The following is a 15,274-nucleotide window of genomic DNA, read 5'->3' as shown; positions in this document are numbered from 1 at the left end:
ATGGTGTCGTTGTCGTATTCCTTGGCGCGCTTGACGATGATCTGGGTCATCTGCGCGATCTCGCGCATGAACTCGTCACGGCTGATCTTGCCGCGCTCCATCTGGGCCAGCTTGTGCTCCCACTCGCCGGTCAGTTCGGGTTCGGTCAGTTCGTCCACGCCCAGGCCATGCAGCAGCGTCATCAGCTGGAAGGCCTTGGCGGTGGGCATCATTTCGCGGCCTTCGCGCAGCAGGTACTTTTCGTTCAGCAGGCCTTCGATGATGGCCGCGCGCGTGGCCGGCGTGCCCAGGCCCTTGCCGGCCATGGCTTCGCGCAGCTCATCCGAATCCACCAGCTTGCCCGCGCCTTCCATGGCCGACAGCAGCGTGGCTTCGGTGTAGCGGGCAGGCGGCTTGGTGACCAGGCCGTTGGCGGTGACCTTGTCGGTCTTGACCTTCTCGCCCGGGGCCACGGCCACCAGGTTGCCGCCGCCTTCCTTGTCCTTGTCGTCTTCCTCGACCTGCTTGCCGTAGATGGCCAGCCAGCCGGGGTTGATCATGACTTTACCTTCGCTCTTGAACTGGTGGCCCGACACTTCCGTGAGGCGGGTGGTCACCTGGAACTCGGCTGGCGGGAAGAACACCGCCATGAAGCGGCGCGTCACCAGGTCGTAGAGCTTCTGTTCCGGCTCTGACAGGTTCTTGGGCACCTGGGTGGTCGGGATGATGGCGAAGTGGTCGCTGATCTTGGTGTTGTCGAAGATGCGCTTGTTGGGCTTGACCCAACCTTGCTTCAAGATCTGCTTGGAGAACTGGTGATAATTGTTGTTCTCCGCCAGCGCCTCCAGCGTGTCCTTGACCGTGTTGAGGTAGTCCTCGGGCAGGTGACGCGAATCGGTACGCGGATAGGTCAGCACCTTGTGCTTTTCATACAGCGCCTGGGCTAGGCCCAGGGTGTTCTTGGCCGAGAAGCCGAAGCGCGAGTTGGCTTCGCGCTGCAGGCTGGTCAGGTCGAACAGGCCCGGCGACATCTGCGTGGTCGGCTTGGATTCCTCGGTGACATTGCCCGGCTTGTCGCGGCAGGCGGCCACGATGGAATCGGCAGCGGCACGGCTCCACAGGCGCTCGGGGCGCTTCTCGGGGTCGTTCTCGTCCTTCTTGTGGCCCTTGTCCAGCCAGCGGCCCTTGTAGATGCCGGCGGCGCAGACGAACTCGGCGTGCACTTCCCAGTAATCGCGGGGGACGAACTTCTTGATCTTCTCTTCCCGCTCGACCACGATCGACAGGGTCGGCGTCTGCACGCGGCCCACGGTGGTGAGATAGAAGCCGCCTTCCTTGGAGTTGAAGGCTGTCATGGCGCGGGTGCCGTTGATGCCGATCAGCCAGTCGGCCTCGCTGCGGCAACGCGCCGCATTGGCCAAGGGCAGCATTTCCTCGTCATCACGCAGGTGGGCAAAGCCCTCACGGATGGCGCCCGGCGTCATCGACTGCAGCCACAGGCGCTTCACCGGCTGCTTGGCCTTGGTGTATTGCGCGATCAGGCGGAAGATCAGCTCTCCTTCGCGGCCCGCGTCACATGCGTTGATGAGGGTGGTGACGTCCTTGCGCTTGATCAGCTTGGAGAGCACCTTCAGGCGCGACTCGGTCTTGGCGATCGGGTTCAGGGCAAAGTGCGGCGGGATCATCGGCAGGTGGGTGAAGCTCCACTTGCCGCGCTTGACGTCGTATTCCTCGGGGACGGCGATTTCCAGCAGGTGGCCGACGGCCGATGACAGGATGTACTGGTCGGATTCGAAATACTCATCGTGCTTGGTGAAGCCGCCGAGCGTCTTCGCGATGTCGTTCGCGACAGAGGGCTTCTCGGCAATGATGAGGGTCTTGCTCATAAGTATGGGTCTCGATGTGGAGAGGTCGGTGGCTGCTTGCTGCGGGGCCGGTCTGCCCTAGTTGGGGCCGGGTGCCCCCGAAACAATCATGTCATCCTGGCAAGGGCGGCACATCTGCCGGCACTTCATTGCCTGTGGACAACGGAATTTTTATATAGTAGCCAATATCAGGCCAATGCGGGGCAATGATAAGCGTGATGCAAATGAAACGGCAAGCACAAGGCTTGCCGTCTCGGAGTTTCATGCATATCAGAGCATGGGTGAAGCAACATGGCTGCTGCGTCGTCAGCTGCCTGTCAGCCAGGAAGCAAGCCCTGGCTCAGTGCAGCAGGCGCGGTTCGGTATCGTCCTCGTCGAGGAACAGTTCCTCGAACATCAGGCCGTCCGGCTCCTTGCCCTGGCTCCACAGCACCATCAGCACGATCACCTTGAGCTTTTCCAGCGTGATGGGTGCTTCACCAGCGGCCAGTGCGCGTTCGATGACGATCTCGCGCTGGATCGGGTCCAGCATCTTGGCCGATTCGAGGAACTGGATGAAGCCGATGGCTTCCACGCCCAGCACATCACTTTCTTGACGCGCATAGATGCGGGTACCGAAGGAGAAGGCGGTCTGGCGGGGATAGTTGTCGGCGAATTCGTGATTGGCGACCTCAAGATCGGTCAGCCATCCGAGTGCCTGGGAGATTTCATCTTCTTCGAAACCGATCGCGGACAGCTTCTTGACCAAGGCCTCCGGTTCGGGGCAGGCATCAGGGCGATAGTAGGTTTCGTACAGGTAAACGAGGACATCAAACATGTTCGTACTCTATCGCGAAGGTTATGAATGTACAAGTCAGCCAAGTCCAGTATGGCAGGATTTGCGGCGCTGCGGGGATTAATTTCTTCACGCCAGGCAACGATAATGTGCACCTGGTAACAGTTCCACCAGGCCCTGCAACTCCAGGCCGAGCAGGATCGCCGCCAGCGCCGCCGCTTCCAGTCCGCAGCGCCCGGCCAGGGTGTCGACATCGACCGGGTCATGGCCCATGGCACGTATGACCTGCAGGCTTGCCGGATCAACATCGGCCGGTGGCCGGCCGGTGCCGGCGAGCATCGGTGTGGCCTGCGCCAGGGACGGCACAGATTGCCGCATCGGCAACTCTTCCAGGATATCCTGCGTGGTCTCCACCAGCTTGGCGCCCTGCCGGATGAGCTGGTGGCAGCCCTTGGCCAGCGGCGCGTGGATGGAACCGGGAATGGCGAACACATCGCGCCCCTGCTCGGCCGCCATGCGTGCCGTGATCAGCGAGCCGGAGCGGGCCGCCGCCTCCACCACCAGCACTGCCTGCGCCAGCCCCGAAATCACCCGGTTGCGTCTGGGGAAATTGGCCGACAGCGGTGGCGTGCCCAGCGCATATTCGCTGACGATGCAGCCGCCCTGTGCGATGCGTTCGGCCAGATCCCGATTGCGCGGCGGATAGTCGATATCGCAGCCGGTCCCGATCACCGCCACCGTCGATCCTGCCCCCCGCAGACCGCCCTCATGCGCGGCCGTATCGATGCCCAGCGCGAGGCCGGAGACGATGGTGAGGCCGGCCTGGCTAAGCTCGGCGGCAAAACGCCCCGCATGCTCGCGCCCTTGGACCGTGGCATGGCGGCTGCCGACCACCGCCAGAGCCGGTGCCGAGAGCAGGGCCGCATTGCCGCGCGCGTACAGCAGCAGCGGCGGATCGGCAATGTTGAGCAGGCTGGCCGGATAGGCGGCATCGGCCAGGGTGAGGATGGTCCGGCCCGGTGATTGCAGCCAGTCCAGCGTGGCGGCCATGCGCTGGCGCTGACGGGCCGAGGGCGCGGCCAGCAAGGCTGCCGCCTGGGGCGCCGGCACCACCCTGCACAGGGCCGCCTGGCCCACCTGCCAGAGATGACCCGGCAGGCCGAAGGCACCCAACAAGCGGCGCGCCGCCGCCGGGCCGACTCCTTCGGTCAGGGCCAGTCGCAACCACCATTCCAGGCTGCCAGCGTCCACCGGCCGCGCATCTTCAGGGAAATTGTTTTGCATAGGGACAATGCCGCGCTCACCGCCGCTCCGCGCGGGCTTGGGGCGGCCGCCGGCCGGGCTGTGATACACTTTTCAAATGATCGGGAACACCACGGTGGCCACCGGGCAACGCACCGGCGCCGGCAGCCAGGACCACGATTCTGCTGCGGCCGCGCTTGAAGCGTCGCGCTGCGGCCACATTTAAATAACAATTCCCGAAACGAATCCCCCGGAGCCTCGCAAAATGTCGAGGTCCCGGACTATCCAGGTCCGCCGGGACCGAACTCCAAGATTGCCGAGAACCACGTATGGCCCAGCTCAACATCCTCCGTTATCCCGATCCGCGCCTGCACAAGATCGCCCAGCCCGTGACCGTCTTCGACGCGCGCATCAAGCAACTGGTGGCCGACATGGCCGAGACCATGTATGCCGCCCCCGGCGTGGGCCTGGCCGCGACCCAGGTCGACGTGCATGAACAGGTGGTGGTGATCGATGTGTCCGATGAGGGCAAGAACCTGCAGGTCTTCATCAATCCCGAAATCCTGTGGGCCAGCGATGAAAAGCGCGTCTACGATGAAGGCTGCCTGTCGGTGCCCGGCATCTACGATGGCGTGGAACGCCCGGCACGCGTGAAGGTGCGCGCCTTCGATGTCGACGGCAAGGCCTTCGAGGTCGATGCCGACGACCTGCTGGCAGTCTGCATCCAGCACGAGATGGACCACCTCAAGGGCAAGGTCTTTGTCGAATATCTCTCGCCGCTCAAGCGCAACCGCATCAAGACCAAGCTGCAGAAGGAAGAACGCGAGATGAAGAAGAAGGCTGGCTAAGCCTGCTGTTCATCTGCAGCACAAAATCAAAACGCCGGCCAGGGGCAACCCCGGCCGGCGTTTTTGCATTGATGCGCCCTGCGCATCAAGCCATGGCACTGATCAGACCGCCACGAAACGGTACACCCCGTCCTCGCCCAGCACGCGCTTCAGGGCGCCGTCGTACCAGAGCTTGTGCAGATGCGCCACCGCCTCGCCCAGGGCGAAGGACAACTGGTGCGTATCCAGCGGACGTTTGAACATCACCGGCAGGATATCCACCCCCGTCTGCGGCGAGGCGCAGGCTTCCAGTACCTCGGCCAGACGCAGGCGGTGGTGATCGTTCAACTGTTCGATGCGCGTGTGCAGGCCGCGGAAAGGCTTGCCATGCGAAGGCAGGACCAGCGCATCGGCCGGCAGGTGCGCGTACTTCTTCAGCGAATCCAGGTACTGCTGCACCGGGTTGCTCTCCGGCTCGATGGCAAACACCGAGACATTGGTGGAGATACGCGGCAAGACCATGTCACCCGAGATCAGCACGTTCAACGCACGGCAGTACAGGGACACATGTTCCGGCGCATGACCAAACCCGGTGATGACCTCCCAGTCACGCCCGTCGATGCGCACCGCCTGGCCATCCTGCATCCGGTGATAGGCATGCGGCACCGCCGGCACCAGGTCCTGATAATAGTTATTGCGCCCCTGCAGCAGGGCGACTGTTTCCGGATCGGCCAGCCCGTGGCGCTGGAAATGCGGCGTCGCCGCCGTCCCCTCGGCACCCGGCAGGGCCGCCGACATCACACGCGCAAAGGCGTAATCGCCGGTGCTCATCCACAGCGGCACCTGCCAGCGCTGGCACAGCCAGTCGGCCAGGCCCACGTGATCGGGATGGCAATGCGTGACCAGTACGCGCACGATGGGCAGGCCATCGAGTTCCTCGGCGAAGATGGTTTCCCAGGCCTGGCGCGTCTCGTCGGTGGCGATGCCGCAATCGACCACGGTCCAGCCACGCTGCCGGCCGTGCGGCGTGTCCACCTCGTCTTCCAGCAACCAGAGATTGATGTGGTTCAGCGCAAAGGGCAGCCCCATGCGCAGCCAGCGCACACCGGGCGCGACCTGCATGGTGCGGCCGATGTCGGGAAGGGTATCGCCGAAGACGTAGTCGAGCTGGGATTCAAGTGCATTCATCAATGAGCCGGGCCGGGAACGTGGACAGGAACGACGCCGGACATTGCTCCAGCGACAACGAAAGAACGCCAGTCTAGCGCAAGCTGCAATTTCCGCTGGACGACAGGGCACAATATACTTTACGTTAACGTAAAGTGCCAGACCAGGCCGATCCGGCTCCTTCGAACCCCCAGTCCATCAGCGTCCACGTCTTTATGCCCACCTATACCATCACCGAACTGGCAGAAGAATTCGCGATCACGCCGCGTGCGATCCGGTTCTACGAAGACCACGGCATCCTCAATCCCAAGCGCGAAGGCGTGGGTGGGCGGCATCGGGTCTACCCGGCGCGCGAACGCACGCGCCTGAAGCTCACGCTGCGCGGCAAGCGGCTCGGCTTCACGCTTTCCGAGATCAAGGACCTGATCGACATGTACGAATCGCCCAAGGATACGCAGCCGCAATTGCAGCGTTTCCTGGGCCTGCTGCAGCAACATCGCGAAAAGCTGGAGCAACAGCGCGAAGACCTGGAACTGACCCTCTCCGAAATTGCCGCCCACGAAGAAGAGTGCCGGCAATTGCTGGTCGAGGGTAAATCAAGGAGCAGTAGCACCAGGACCAGACGCAAGGCCGTGGCCGCCTGAGCCGCGGCAAACCGGCTTCATCTGCCGTTAACGTCAACCGGAACGCCCCATCCGGAACACCAGAAAAATTACCCAACGAGGAGACACCATGATCCACCTGCCCGGCCTGAGTTTCGACCACGGAGAAGACATCGCCGCCCTGCGTGAAGCAGTGGCCGCCTTCGCGCACAGCGAGATCGCGCCGCGCGCGGCCGAGATCGACCGCAGCGACCAGTTCCCCATGGAGCTGTGGAAGAAGCTGGGCGAGCTCGGCGTGCTGGGCATTACCGTCTCGGAGGAATACGGCGGCGCCGGCCTGGGTTACCTGGCCCACATCATCGCCATGGAAGAAATCTCGCGGGCCTCGGCCTCGGTGGGCCTGTCCTATGGCGCGCACTCCAACCTGTGCGTGAACCAGATCAAGCGCAACGGCAACGAAGAACAGAAGCGCAAATACCTGCCCAAACTGATCTCCGGTGACTACATCGGCGCCCTGGCCATGTCCGAACCCAATGCCGGTTCCGACGTGGTGAGCATGAAACTGCGCGCCGACAAGAAGGGCGACCGCTACGTGCTCAACGGCAGCAAGATGTGGATCACCAACGGCCCCGATGCCGACGTGCTGGTGGTCTATGCCAAGACCGATCTGGATGCCGGTGCCCGTGGCATGACCGCCTTCCTGGTCGAAAAAGGCTACAAGGGATTCTCGGTGGCGCAGAAGCTGGACAAGCTGGGCATGCGCGGCTCGCACACGGGCGAGCTGGTGTTCCAGGATTGCGAGGTGCCGGAAGAAAACATCCTGGGCGGCATCGGCCGTGGCGTCAACGTCCTGATGTCGGGCCTGGACTTCGAGCGCAGCGTGCTCTCGGGCGGTCCGCTGGGCATCATGCAGGCCTGCATGGACGTGGTGGTTCCGTATGTCCACGACCGCAAGCAGTTCGGCCAGGCCATCGGCGAATTCCAGCTGATGCAGGGCAAGCTGGCCGACATGTATTCCACCATGATGGCCTGCAAGGCCTATGTCTATGCCGTGGGCCAGGCCTGCGACCGCGCCGACAGTGCCGACAAGGTGCGCGCACTGCGCAAGGACGCCGCCGGTGCCATCCTCTACAGCGCCGAGAAGGCCACCTGGATGGCGGGCGAAGCGATCCAGTCGCTGGGCGGCAATGGCTACATCAACGAATATCCGGTCGGCCGCCTGTGGCGCGACGCCAAGCTCTACGAGATCGGCGCCGGCACCAGCGAAATCCGGCGCATGCTGATCGGCCGCGAACTTTTTGCCGACACGCTGTAATTGCCGGCTCCCCCTCTTCAACCGCACGGAACATCATGAGCACACCCATCGACTTCTACTTCGACTTCAGCTCCCCCTACGGCTACTTCGGTGCCGTCGAGATCGACAAGCTGGCCGCGCGTTACGGCCGCGCCGTCATCTGGCACCCGATCCTGCTGGGTCCCATCTTCAAGACCCTGGGCACCAATTCGCTGGTCAACATCCCGGTCAAGGGCGAATATTCGCGCCATGACATGGAGCGCACCGCCCGCTTCCACAACATCTTCTACAAGGCCCCCAGCAACTTCCCCATCGGCAGCCAGGTCGCCGCCCGCGCCACGCTGTGGGTGCAGCAGACGCAGCCGGCCAAGGCGGTCGAGCTGATCAAGACCCTCTACAGCGCCTACTTCACCGAGGACATCGACATCAGCGTCACCGATAACGTGCTGCGCATCGCCGCCGACCTGGGCATCGATCGCACGGCGCTGGAGTCCGCGCTGGGCTCGCCTGAACTGAAGGACCAACTGCGCCAGGCCACCGAGGCGGCCGGCAAGGCCGGTGTGTTCGGCTCCCCCTTCGTGATCGCCGATGGCGAGCAATTCTGGGGCTTCGACCGCTTCGCCCAACTGGAAGCCCTGCTGAAAAACGGAAAGATCTGATGAGCAACAAGAAAGACAAGGCTGGCCCCTGCCCCTGCGGCCAGCCCAGCTTCGACAAGTGCTGTGGCCGCTTCATCACCGGCGGCCAGATACCCGCCACGGCCGAACTGCTGATGCGCTCGCGCTATAGCGCCTATGCCCTGCGCGACGAAACCTACCTGCGCGCCACCTGGTTCCCCGAGACACTGCCGGAAGAGGAGCTCACCAGCGAGACCGACGTCAAGTGGATCGGCCTGGACATCAAGAAGCACCAGCACGCTGCCGGCAGCGATGCCGCCACGGTCGAATTCGTGGCGCGCTTCAAGGTGGGCGGCAAGGCCCACCGCCTGCACGAGATCAGCAACTTCGTGCGCCAGCCCGATGGCGAGGGACAGATGCGCTGGTACTACGTGGATGGCAGCTTCCCCGAAGGCTGAGGTTTTCTGCACCACGGCACCACAACAAGAAACTGAAACAGAGAGACGAGAGACCACCATGCCGCAGATTGAAAGCAAGCTCAACCCGCGCAGCGAGGAATTCCAGCACAACCGCGAAGCCATGCAGCGCATCGTGGACGACCTGCGCCAGAAGGTAGCGGCCATCGCCGAAGGGGGCGGCCAGGCCGCCCGCGAAAAACACCTGGCCCGCGGCAAGCTGCTGCCGCGCGAGCGTGTGCAGATGCTGCTGGACCCCGGCACGCCCTTCCTGGAATTGTCGCAACTGGCCGCCTACGGCATGTACCGCGAGAAGGATCGCGACGGCAATCTCAAGGATGCCGCGCCCTCGGCCGGCATCATCACCGGCATCGGCCGCGTGGCTGGTCAGGAATGCGTGATCGTCTGCAACGACGCCACCGTCAAGGGCGGCACCTATTACCCGATGACGGCCAAGAAGCACCTGCGCGCGCAGGAGATCGCCGAATTCAATCACCTGCCCTGCATCTATCTGGTCGACAGCGGCGGCGCCAACCTGCCCAACCAGGATGAGGTCTTCCCGGACCGCGACCACTTCGGCCGCATCTTCTTCAACCAGGCCAACCTGTCGGCCAAGGGCATTGCCCAGATCGCCGTGGTGATGGGCTCCTGCACTGCCGGCGGCGCCTATGTCCCGGCCATGAGCGACGAGTCCATCATCGTCAAGGACCAGGCCACGATCTTCCTGGCCGGCCCGCCGCTGGTGAAGGCCGCCACCGGCGAGGTGGTCAGCGCCGAGGAGCTGGGCGGCGGCGACGTCCATACACGCCTGTCGGGCGTGGCCGATCACCTGGCCCAGGACGACACCCATGCCCTGGCCATCGCCCGCAACATCGTCGGCCATCTCAACCGCCGCAAGCCACAGCAACTGGCCCTGCGCGAGAGCGTGGAACCGCGCTACCCGGCCCAGGAACTGTATGGCGTCATCCCCACCGATACCCGCAAGCCCTTCGACGTGCGCGAGGTCATCGCCCGCATCGTCGATGCCAGCGCGTTCGATGAATTCAAGGCCCGCTACGGCACCACCCTGGTATGCGGATTCGCGCACCTGCATGGCATGCCGGTGGGCATCATCGCCAACAACGGCATCCTCTTCTCGGAGGCCGCCGAAAAGGGCACCCACTTCATCGAACTGTGCTGCCAGCGCAAGATCCCGCTGATCTTCCTGCAGAACATCACCGGCTTCATGGTCGGCAAGAAGTACGAGAACGAGGGTATCGCCCGCCACGGTGCAAAAATGGTCACCGCCGTTTCCACCGCCAAGGTCCCCAAGCTGACCGTCATCATCGGTGGCAGTTTCGGCGCGGGCAACTACGGCATGTGCGGCCGCGCCTTCTCGCCGCGCTTCCTGTGGATGTGGCCCAATGCACGCATCTCGGTGATGGGCGGTGAACAGGCCGCCAGTGTGCTGGCCACCGTCAAGCGCGATGGCATCGAAGCCCGCGGCGGCAGCTGGAGCGCCGAGGAAGAAGCCGCCTTCAAGGAACCCATCCGCGCCCAGTACGAAAGCCAGGGCCATCCCTACTACGCCTCGGCGCGACTGTGGGACGACGGCGTGATCGACCCCGCCGATACCCGCCAGGTGCTGGCGCTGGGCCTGTCGGCGGCGCTCAACGCCCCCATCGAAGAGACCCGATTCGGCGTCTTCCGCATCTGAGCCACGCCACCGAGGAGACACCATGTTCAACAAGATCCTGATCGCCAATCGCGGCGAAATCGCCTGCCGCGTGGCCGCTACCGCCCGTCGCCTGGGCATCGCCACGGTGGCCGTCTATTCCGACGCCGACGCCCGCGCCAAGCACGTCCAGGCCTGCGACCAGAGCGTGCGCCTGGGACCGGCGCCGGCCAAGGAAAGCTATCTCTGCGGCGACAAGATCATCGCCGCCGCCCTGGCCACCGGCGCCCAGGCGATCCATCCGGGCTACGGTTTCCTGTCCGAGAACGCCGAGTTCGCCCAGGCCTGCGCCGACGCCGGGCTGGTCTTCATCGGCCCACCGGCCTCGGCGATCCGCGCCATGGGCTCCAAATCGGCCGCCAAGGCGCTGATGGAAACGGCTGCCGTGCCACTGGTACCGGGCTACCACGGCGAGCGCCAGGAGAGCGATTTCCTGCGCGGCGAGGCCGACCGCATCGGCTACCCGGTGCTGCTCAAGGCCAGCGCCGGGGGCGGTGGCAAGGGCATGCGCGTGGTCGAGCGTTCGGAAGACTTCGAGGCCGCGCTGGCCTCCTGCAAGCGCGAGGCGATCTCCAGCTTCGGCGACGACCGCGTGCTGGTCGAAAAATACCTGACCCGGCCACGCCACATCGAAATCCAGGTCTTCGCCGACGGCCAGGGGAACTGCGTCTATCTGTTCGAACGCGACTGCTCCGTGCAGCGCCGTCACCAGAAGGTCCTGGAAGAAGCCCCGGCCCCCGGCATGAGTTGCGGCCGCCGCGCTGCCATGGGCGAAGCGGCAGTGGCCGCCGCGCGCGCCGTCGGCTATGTCGGCGCCGGCACGGTGGAGTTCATCGCCAACCAGGATGGCAGCTTTTACTTCATGGAAATGAATACCCGCCTGCAGGTGGAGCATCCCGTCACCGAAATGATCACTGGCCTCGATCTGGTGGAATGGCAACTGCGCGTAGCCGCAGGCGAGGCGCTACCGCTGAAGCAGGAGGCACTGCGCATCAACGGCCACGCCATCGAAGCCCGCATCTATGCCGAGAACCCCGAGAAGGGCTTCCTACCCTCCATCGGCACCCTCACCCGCATGCGCAGCGCCGCGGCGGTGGAATTCCGCCTGGGCGAGAGCGGTGCCGGGCAGCCGGCGCCGGTACGCATCGATTCCGGCGTGCGCGAGGGCGATGCCATCTCCCCCTTCTACGACCCCATGATCGCCAAGCTCATCGTCTGGGGCGCGGACCGCGGCGCCGCCCTGCGCAACATGGCGCGCGCGCTGGCGCAGTACCAGGTGGTGGGGCTGGCCACCAATATCGGCTTCCTGCAGCGCCTGATTGCCGGTCAGGCCTTCGCCACTGCCGACCTCGATACCGGCCTGATCGAACGTCATCGCGACAGCCTGTTCCCGGCACCCGTGCGGCCCGGTATCGACACCCTGGCGCTGGCCACCGCCGCCATCCTGCAGCAGGAGCACCACGCGAACAGCGACACCGACCCCTGGGCGCACACCAGCGGCTGGCGACTCAACACCCGCCTGCTGCGCAGCCTGGACTTCGAGGACGAAGCGGGACCGACGACGGTACAACTGGACTACGCCGGCGACGGCCGGCACTGGACGCTGCTTGCCGACGGCAGCACGCATACGCTGGCCTTCGACCCCAGCGACCAGGACGGTGTACTGGTCTCGCTGGATGGCCGCACGCTGCGCGCCGAGGTCCAGCGTGAAGGCGAATGGCTGCACATCTTCGATGGCCAGGGACAGCGCAGCCTGCGCCATCTCGACCCCATGGCCCACGCCGGCCACAGCGAAGCCGAGGGCGGCCGCCTGACCGCCCCCATGCCCGGCAAGATCGTCGCCCTGCTGGTGCAGAAGGGCGCCAGCGTGGCCCAGGGTGCGCCCCTGCTCATCATGGAAGCCATGAAGATGGAGCACACCATCGCCGCGCCCGCCGCCGGTGTGGTCGAGGACCTGCTCTATGCGGTTGGCGACCAGGTGGCCGAGGGCGCGCAGTTGCTGGAATTCAAGGCCGCCTGAGCGCGCCGGATAGCTTGCCATGAATGCCCCCGCACTGCGCGTGGCCTCCTCCATCCATGTGCTGGAGCGGGGCTGGCTGTCCTCCAACAACGTGCTGCTGTTTGGCCGCGACGAAGTGGCGATGATCGACAGCGGCTACGTCAGCCATGCCGAACAGACCCTGACGCTGGTACGGCACGTGCTGGCCCAGCGCGGTCGGGACGGGCTGGACCTGCTGGTCAACACCCATCTGCACTCCGACCACTGCGGTGGCAATGCCGCCCTGCAGCAAGTCCATGGCTGCCGCATCGCCATCCCCGCCGCCGAGGCGGACAAGGTGTGCCACTGGGACGAGGACGCCCTCAGCTACCGCGCCACCGGACAGCGCTGCCCGCGTTTCACGGCGTCGCAGACCATCGCCAGTGGCGACGTGTTACGCATGGGCGACCTGGACTGGCAGGCGCTGGCCGCCCCCGGACATGATCCACATGCGCTGCTGTTCTACTGCGCGCAGGAAGGCGTTCTGATCTCGGCCGATGCCTTGTGGCGCAATGGCTTCGGCATCATCTTTCCCGAGCTGGATGGCGAATCCGGATTCGAGGAAGCGCGCGCCACGCTGGAGCTGATCCGCACGCTTGACGTGCGTACCGTCATCCCCGGCCATGGCGCGCCCTTCCAGGACATCGACGACGCCCTGGACAAGGCCTTCTCGCGGCTGGACTACCTGCAGGCCGATCCATTGCGCAACGCCCATAACGGCATCAAGGTATTGCTCAAGTTCCTGCTGCTGGAACGTGGCCGCATCCCGCTGGAGCAGTTGCCGGCGATGATGCGCGACATCCCCTTGCTGCGCATCACCAATGAACGCTTCCTGCAGATGGACGACGTCGCCCTGTCCCGCTGGTGCGTGGCGCAACTGGAAAGGGCCGGCGCGGCGCACAGCGACGGCGTGTTCCTGCTGGACCGGTAAGCCCGGTCCCGGCGAGGTGGCCTGAAGCGTGGCGGCCATGCTGTTATCATTTCTCGCTCCATCTACCTACCGCGTTTGATCCGATCCAACTCATGAACGACACCGCCGCACCCCTGCCCTCCTCCGCCCAACGCGTCGCCGACCTGCTGGCCGGCATGGGGCATGACAAACCGGTCGTGATGCTGCCCTCGACCGGCCGCACCTCGGCTGAAGCCGCCGCCGCCGTTGGTTGCAGCGTGGCCGAGATCGCCAAGTCCATCATCTTCCGCCGTGTGGCCGACGATGCACCGGTGCTGGTCATCGCCAGCGGCGCCAACCGCGTCGACGAAGCCAAGGTGACCGCACTGGTCGGCCCACTGGGCAAGGCCGATGCCCGCTTCGTGCGCGACAACACCGGCTACGCCATCGGTGGCGTCTGCCCGGTCGGCCACGTCGTCAAGCCGGTGATGCTGATCGACCGCGACCTGTTCAACTACGACAGCGTCTGGGCCGCCGCCGGCCACCCGCATGCCGTCTTCAACCTGACCGCCGCCCAACTGCAGGAAATGACCGGCGGCGCCGTCAGCGACGTGCGACTGGATGCCGCGCCGACCGCAACCTGATCCCAACTGAACCAGACCAGAACAAGAATTCCCAAGAACACAGCCAACGGAGACAAGCCAGATGAACCTGCCCAAGAAAGTGAAGATCGTCGAAGTCGGACCCCGCGACGGCCTGCAGAACGAGAAGGAAACCATTTCCGCCGCGATCAAGATCGAACTGGTCGACCGTCTCACGGCGGCGGGTTTCCCGAATGTGGAAGCGGCCTCCTTCGTCTCACCCAAATGGGTACCGCAGATGGCGACCTCGACCGAGGTCATGCATGGCATCACGCGCAAGCCGGGCGTGATTTATTCGGCGCTGGTGCCCAACATGAAGGGCTTCGAGGCGGCGCTGGAAGCGGGCGTGGATGAGGTGGTGATCTTTGGCGCGGCCTCGGAAGCGTTTTCGCAGAAGAACATCAACTGCTCCATCGCCGAATCCATCGACCGTTTCGCCGAAGTCGCCAAGGCCGCCAAGGCCCACCGCAAGCGCCTGCGTGCGGCGGTCAGTTGCGCCTTCGGCTGCCCGTACCAGGGCGAGGTCCCGCTGGAGGCGGTGGCCGATGTCGTCCGGCGCTTCCGCGAACTGGGCTGTGACGAGATCGACATTGCCGACACCATCGGCGTGGCCACGCCGGACAAGGTGCGCCCGGTGATGGAAACGGCGATCCGCGAGTTCCACATCGAAGGACTCTCCGGCCACTTCCACGATACCTACGGACAGGCGCTGGCCAACATCTACGCCAGCCTGCAGGTCGGCATCAGCATCTACCACGCCTCCGTGGCCGGCCTGGGCGGCTGCCCTTATGCCAAGGGCGCAACCGGCAATGTCGCCACCGAGGATGTGCTGTACATGATGAACGGGCTGGGGATAGAGACGGGGGTGGACCTGGATGCGGCGGTCGATGCGGGACAGTTCATCTCGCAACACCTGGGACGCAAGTCGGTCAGCCGCGCGGGCAATGCGATTGCGGCGAAGCGGGCGGGGTGAGGCGGGAGGGTATTGATGCTGGCGGAAGCTGGGGGGCTTGGTGGCTCGGCTTATCCGCTGGCTGCGGGATGCCTCCGTTGGTCCGGCCTTCATCGCGCCAGGCAGTCCATGGCAGAACGGATTCGTGGAAAGCTTCAATGGCAAGCTGCGTGACGAACTGCTTAACCGGGAGTGGTTCCGCAGCCGGGCAGAAGCG

General features: G+C 64.7%; 14 protein-coding genes and 1 pseudogene. 11 read left to right on the top strand and 4 right to left on the bottom strand.

What is annotated here, in order from left to right; all coding sequences use genetic code 11:
- The 3 genes from VE092_RS08150 to dprA all read right to left on the bottom strand — a co-directional run.
- On the bottom strand, positions 1 to 1,865 hold a 1,865-nt coding region (locus tag VE092_RS08150), incomplete at its 3' end, for a DNA topoisomerase III (protein ID WP_324875605.1).
- Between the two features lie 319 nt (positions 1,866 to 2,184).
- Positions 2,185 to 2,661: a DUF494 family protein gene (locus VE092_RS08145; protein WP_017450117.1), complete on the bottom strand. Its 477-nt coding sequence runs from the start codon at positions 2,659 to 2,661 to the stop codon at positions 2,185 to 2,187.
- A gap of 87 nt (positions 2,662 to 2,748) precedes the next feature.
- A complete protein-coding gene (gene dprA, locus VE092_RS08140; protein WP_324875601.1) occupies positions 2,749 to 3,903 on the bottom strand; it encodes a DNA-processing protein DprA in 1,155 nt (384 codons plus the stop codon).
- Between the two features lie 287 nt (positions 3,904 to 4,190).
- Between dprA and def the strand changes: the two genes are divergently transcribed.
- A complete protein-coding gene (def, locus tag VE092_RS08135; RefSeq protein ID WP_324875599.1) occupies positions 4,191 to 4,709 on the top strand; it encodes a peptide deformylase in 519 nt (172 codons plus the stop codon).
- Positions 4,710 to 4,811: 102 nt separating this feature from the next.
- Here def and VE092_RS08130 read toward each other — a convergent pair whose 3' ends face one another.
- The gene (locus tag VE092_RS08130; protein WP_324875597.1) at positions 4,812 to 5,876 is read right to left on the bottom strand and encodes an MBL fold metallo-hydrolase; all 1,065 of its coding nucleotides are present in this window, start codon (positions 5,874 to 5,876) and stop codon (positions 4,812 to 4,814) included.
- A 194-nt stretch (positions 5,877 to 6,070) separates the two neighbouring features.
- Here VE092_RS08130 and VE092_RS08125 point away from each other — a divergent pair, with 194 nt between their 5' ends.
- The 10 genes and pseudogenes from VE092_RS08125 to VE092_RS08080 all read left to right on the top strand — a co-directional run.
- The gene (locus VE092_RS08125; protein WP_077234820.1) at positions 6,071 to 6,499 is read left to right on the top strand and encodes a MerR family transcriptional regulator; all 429 of its coding nucleotides are present in this window, start codon (positions 6,071 to 6,073) and stop codon (positions 6,497 to 6,499) included.
- An 88-nt stretch (positions 6,500 to 6,587) separates the two neighbouring features.
- Entirely contained in the window at positions 6,588 to 7,772 is a 1,185-nt protein-coding gene (locus VE092_RS08120; RefSeq protein WP_324875593.1) for an isovaleryl-CoA dehydrogenase, read from the top strand.
- A 35-nt stretch (positions 7,773 to 7,807) separates the two neighbouring features.
- Entirely contained in the window at positions 7,808 to 8,410 is a 603-nt protein-coding gene (locus VE092_RS08115) for a 2-hydroxychromene-2-carboxylate isomerase (RefSeq protein WP_324875591.1), read from the top strand.
- Entirely contained in the window at positions 8,410 to 8,826 is a 417-nt protein-coding gene (locus VE092_RS08110) for a YchJ family protein (protein WP_324875589.1), read from the top strand. Before VE092_RS08115 ends, VE092_RS08110 begins: the two co-directional genes overlap by 1 nt.
- 58 nt (positions 8,827 to 8,884) lie before the next feature.
- Positions 8,885 to 10,519 (top strand): carboxyl transferase domain-containing protein, encoded by a 1,635-nt coding sequence (locus tag VE092_RS08105; protein WP_102664160.1) that lies wholly within the window; start codon positions 8,885 to 8,887, stop codon positions 10,517 to 10,519.
- Positions 10,520 to 10,541: 22 nt separating this feature from the next.
- Positions 10,542 to 12,557, top strand: coding sequence for an acetyl/propionyl/methylcrotonyl-CoA carboxylase subunit alpha (locus tag VE092_RS08100; RefSeq protein ID WP_324875586.1), 2,016 nt, complete (start codon positions 10,542 to 10,544; stop codon positions 12,555 to 12,557).
- 19 nt (positions 12,558 to 12,576) lie between these two features.
- A complete protein-coding gene (locus VE092_RS08095) occupies positions 12,577 to 13,506 on the top strand; it encodes an MBL fold metallo-hydrolase (RefSeq protein WP_324875584.1) in 930 nt (309 codons plus the stop codon).
- 92 nt (positions 13,507 to 13,598) lie between these two features.
- Positions 13,599 to 14,108 carry a YbaK/EbsC family protein gene (locus tag VE092_RS08090; protein ID WP_324875582.1) on the top strand — a complete coding sequence of 170 codons (510 nt, stop codon included), beginning with the start codon at positions 13,599 to 13,601 and terminating at the stop codon, positions 14,106 to 14,108.
- Between the two features lie 61 nt (positions 14,109 to 14,169).
- Positions 14,170 to 15,078: a hydroxymethylglutaryl-CoA lyase gene (locus tag VE092_RS08085; RefSeq protein ID WP_324875581.1), complete on the top strand. Its 909-nt coding sequence runs from the start codon at positions 14,170 to 14,172 to the stop codon at positions 15,076 to 15,078.
- 82 nt (positions 15,079 to 15,160) lie between these two features.
- Positions 15,161 to 15,274: pseudogene (locus VE092_RS08080) on the top strand (integrase core domain-containing protein); the annotation flags it as partial.

The sequence above is a fragment of the Herbaspirillum sp. genome (genome assembly GCF_035644555.1).
Lineage (GTDB): Bacteria > Pseudomonadota > Gammaproteobacteria > Burkholderiales > Burkholderiaceae_D > Herbaspirillum.
This window is presented reverse-complemented; position numbering and strand designations above follow the sequence as displayed.

Coding starts and splice junctions, on each gene's coding strand:
- VE092_RS08145 (WP_017450117.1), bottom strand. CDS start 2,661: ATGTTTGATGTCCTCGTTTACCTGTACGAAACCTACTATCGCCCTGAT.
- dprA (WP_324875601.1), bottom strand. CDS start 3,903: ATGCAAAACAATTTCCCTGAAGATGCGCGGCCGGTGGACGCTGGCAGC.
- def (WP_324875599.1), top strand. CDS start 4,191: ATGGCCCAGCTCAACATCCTCCGTTATCCCGATCCGCGCCTGCACAAG.
- VE092_RS08130 (WP_324875597.1), bottom strand. CDS start 5,876: ATGAATGCACTTGAATCCCAGCTCGACTACGTCTTCGGCGATACCCTT.
- VE092_RS08125 (WP_077234820.1), top strand. CDS start 6,071: ATGCCCACCTATACCATCACCGAACTGGCAGAAGAATTCGCGATCACG.
- VE092_RS08120 (WP_324875593.1), top strand. CDS start 6,588: ATGATCCACCTGCCCGGCCTGAGTTTCGACCACGGAGAAGACATCGCC.
- VE092_RS08115 (WP_324875591.1), top strand. CDS start 7,808: ATGAGCACACCCATCGACTTCTACTTCGACTTCAGCTCCCCCTACGGC.
- VE092_RS08110 (WP_324875589.1), top strand. CDS start 8,410: ATGAGCAACAAGAAAGACAAGGCTGGCCCCTGCCCCTGCGGCCAGCCC.
- VE092_RS08105 (WP_102664160.1), top strand. CDS start 8,885: ATGCCGCAGATTGAAAGCAAGCTCAACCCGCGCAGCGAGGAATTCCAG.
- VE092_RS08100 (WP_324875586.1), top strand. CDS start 10,542: ATGTTCAACAAGATCCTGATCGCCAATCGCGGCGAAATCGCCTGCCGC.
- VE092_RS08095 (WP_324875584.1), top strand. CDS start 12,577: ATGAATGCCCCCGCACTGCGCGTGGCCTCCTCCATCCATGTGCTGGAG.
- VE092_RS08090 (WP_324875582.1), top strand. CDS start 13,599: ATGAACGACACCGCCGCACCCCTGCCCTCCTCCGCCCAACGCGTCGCC.
- VE092_RS08085 (WP_324875581.1), top strand. CDS start 14,170: ATGAACCTGCCCAAGAAAGTGAAGATCGTCGAAGTCGGACCCCGCGAC.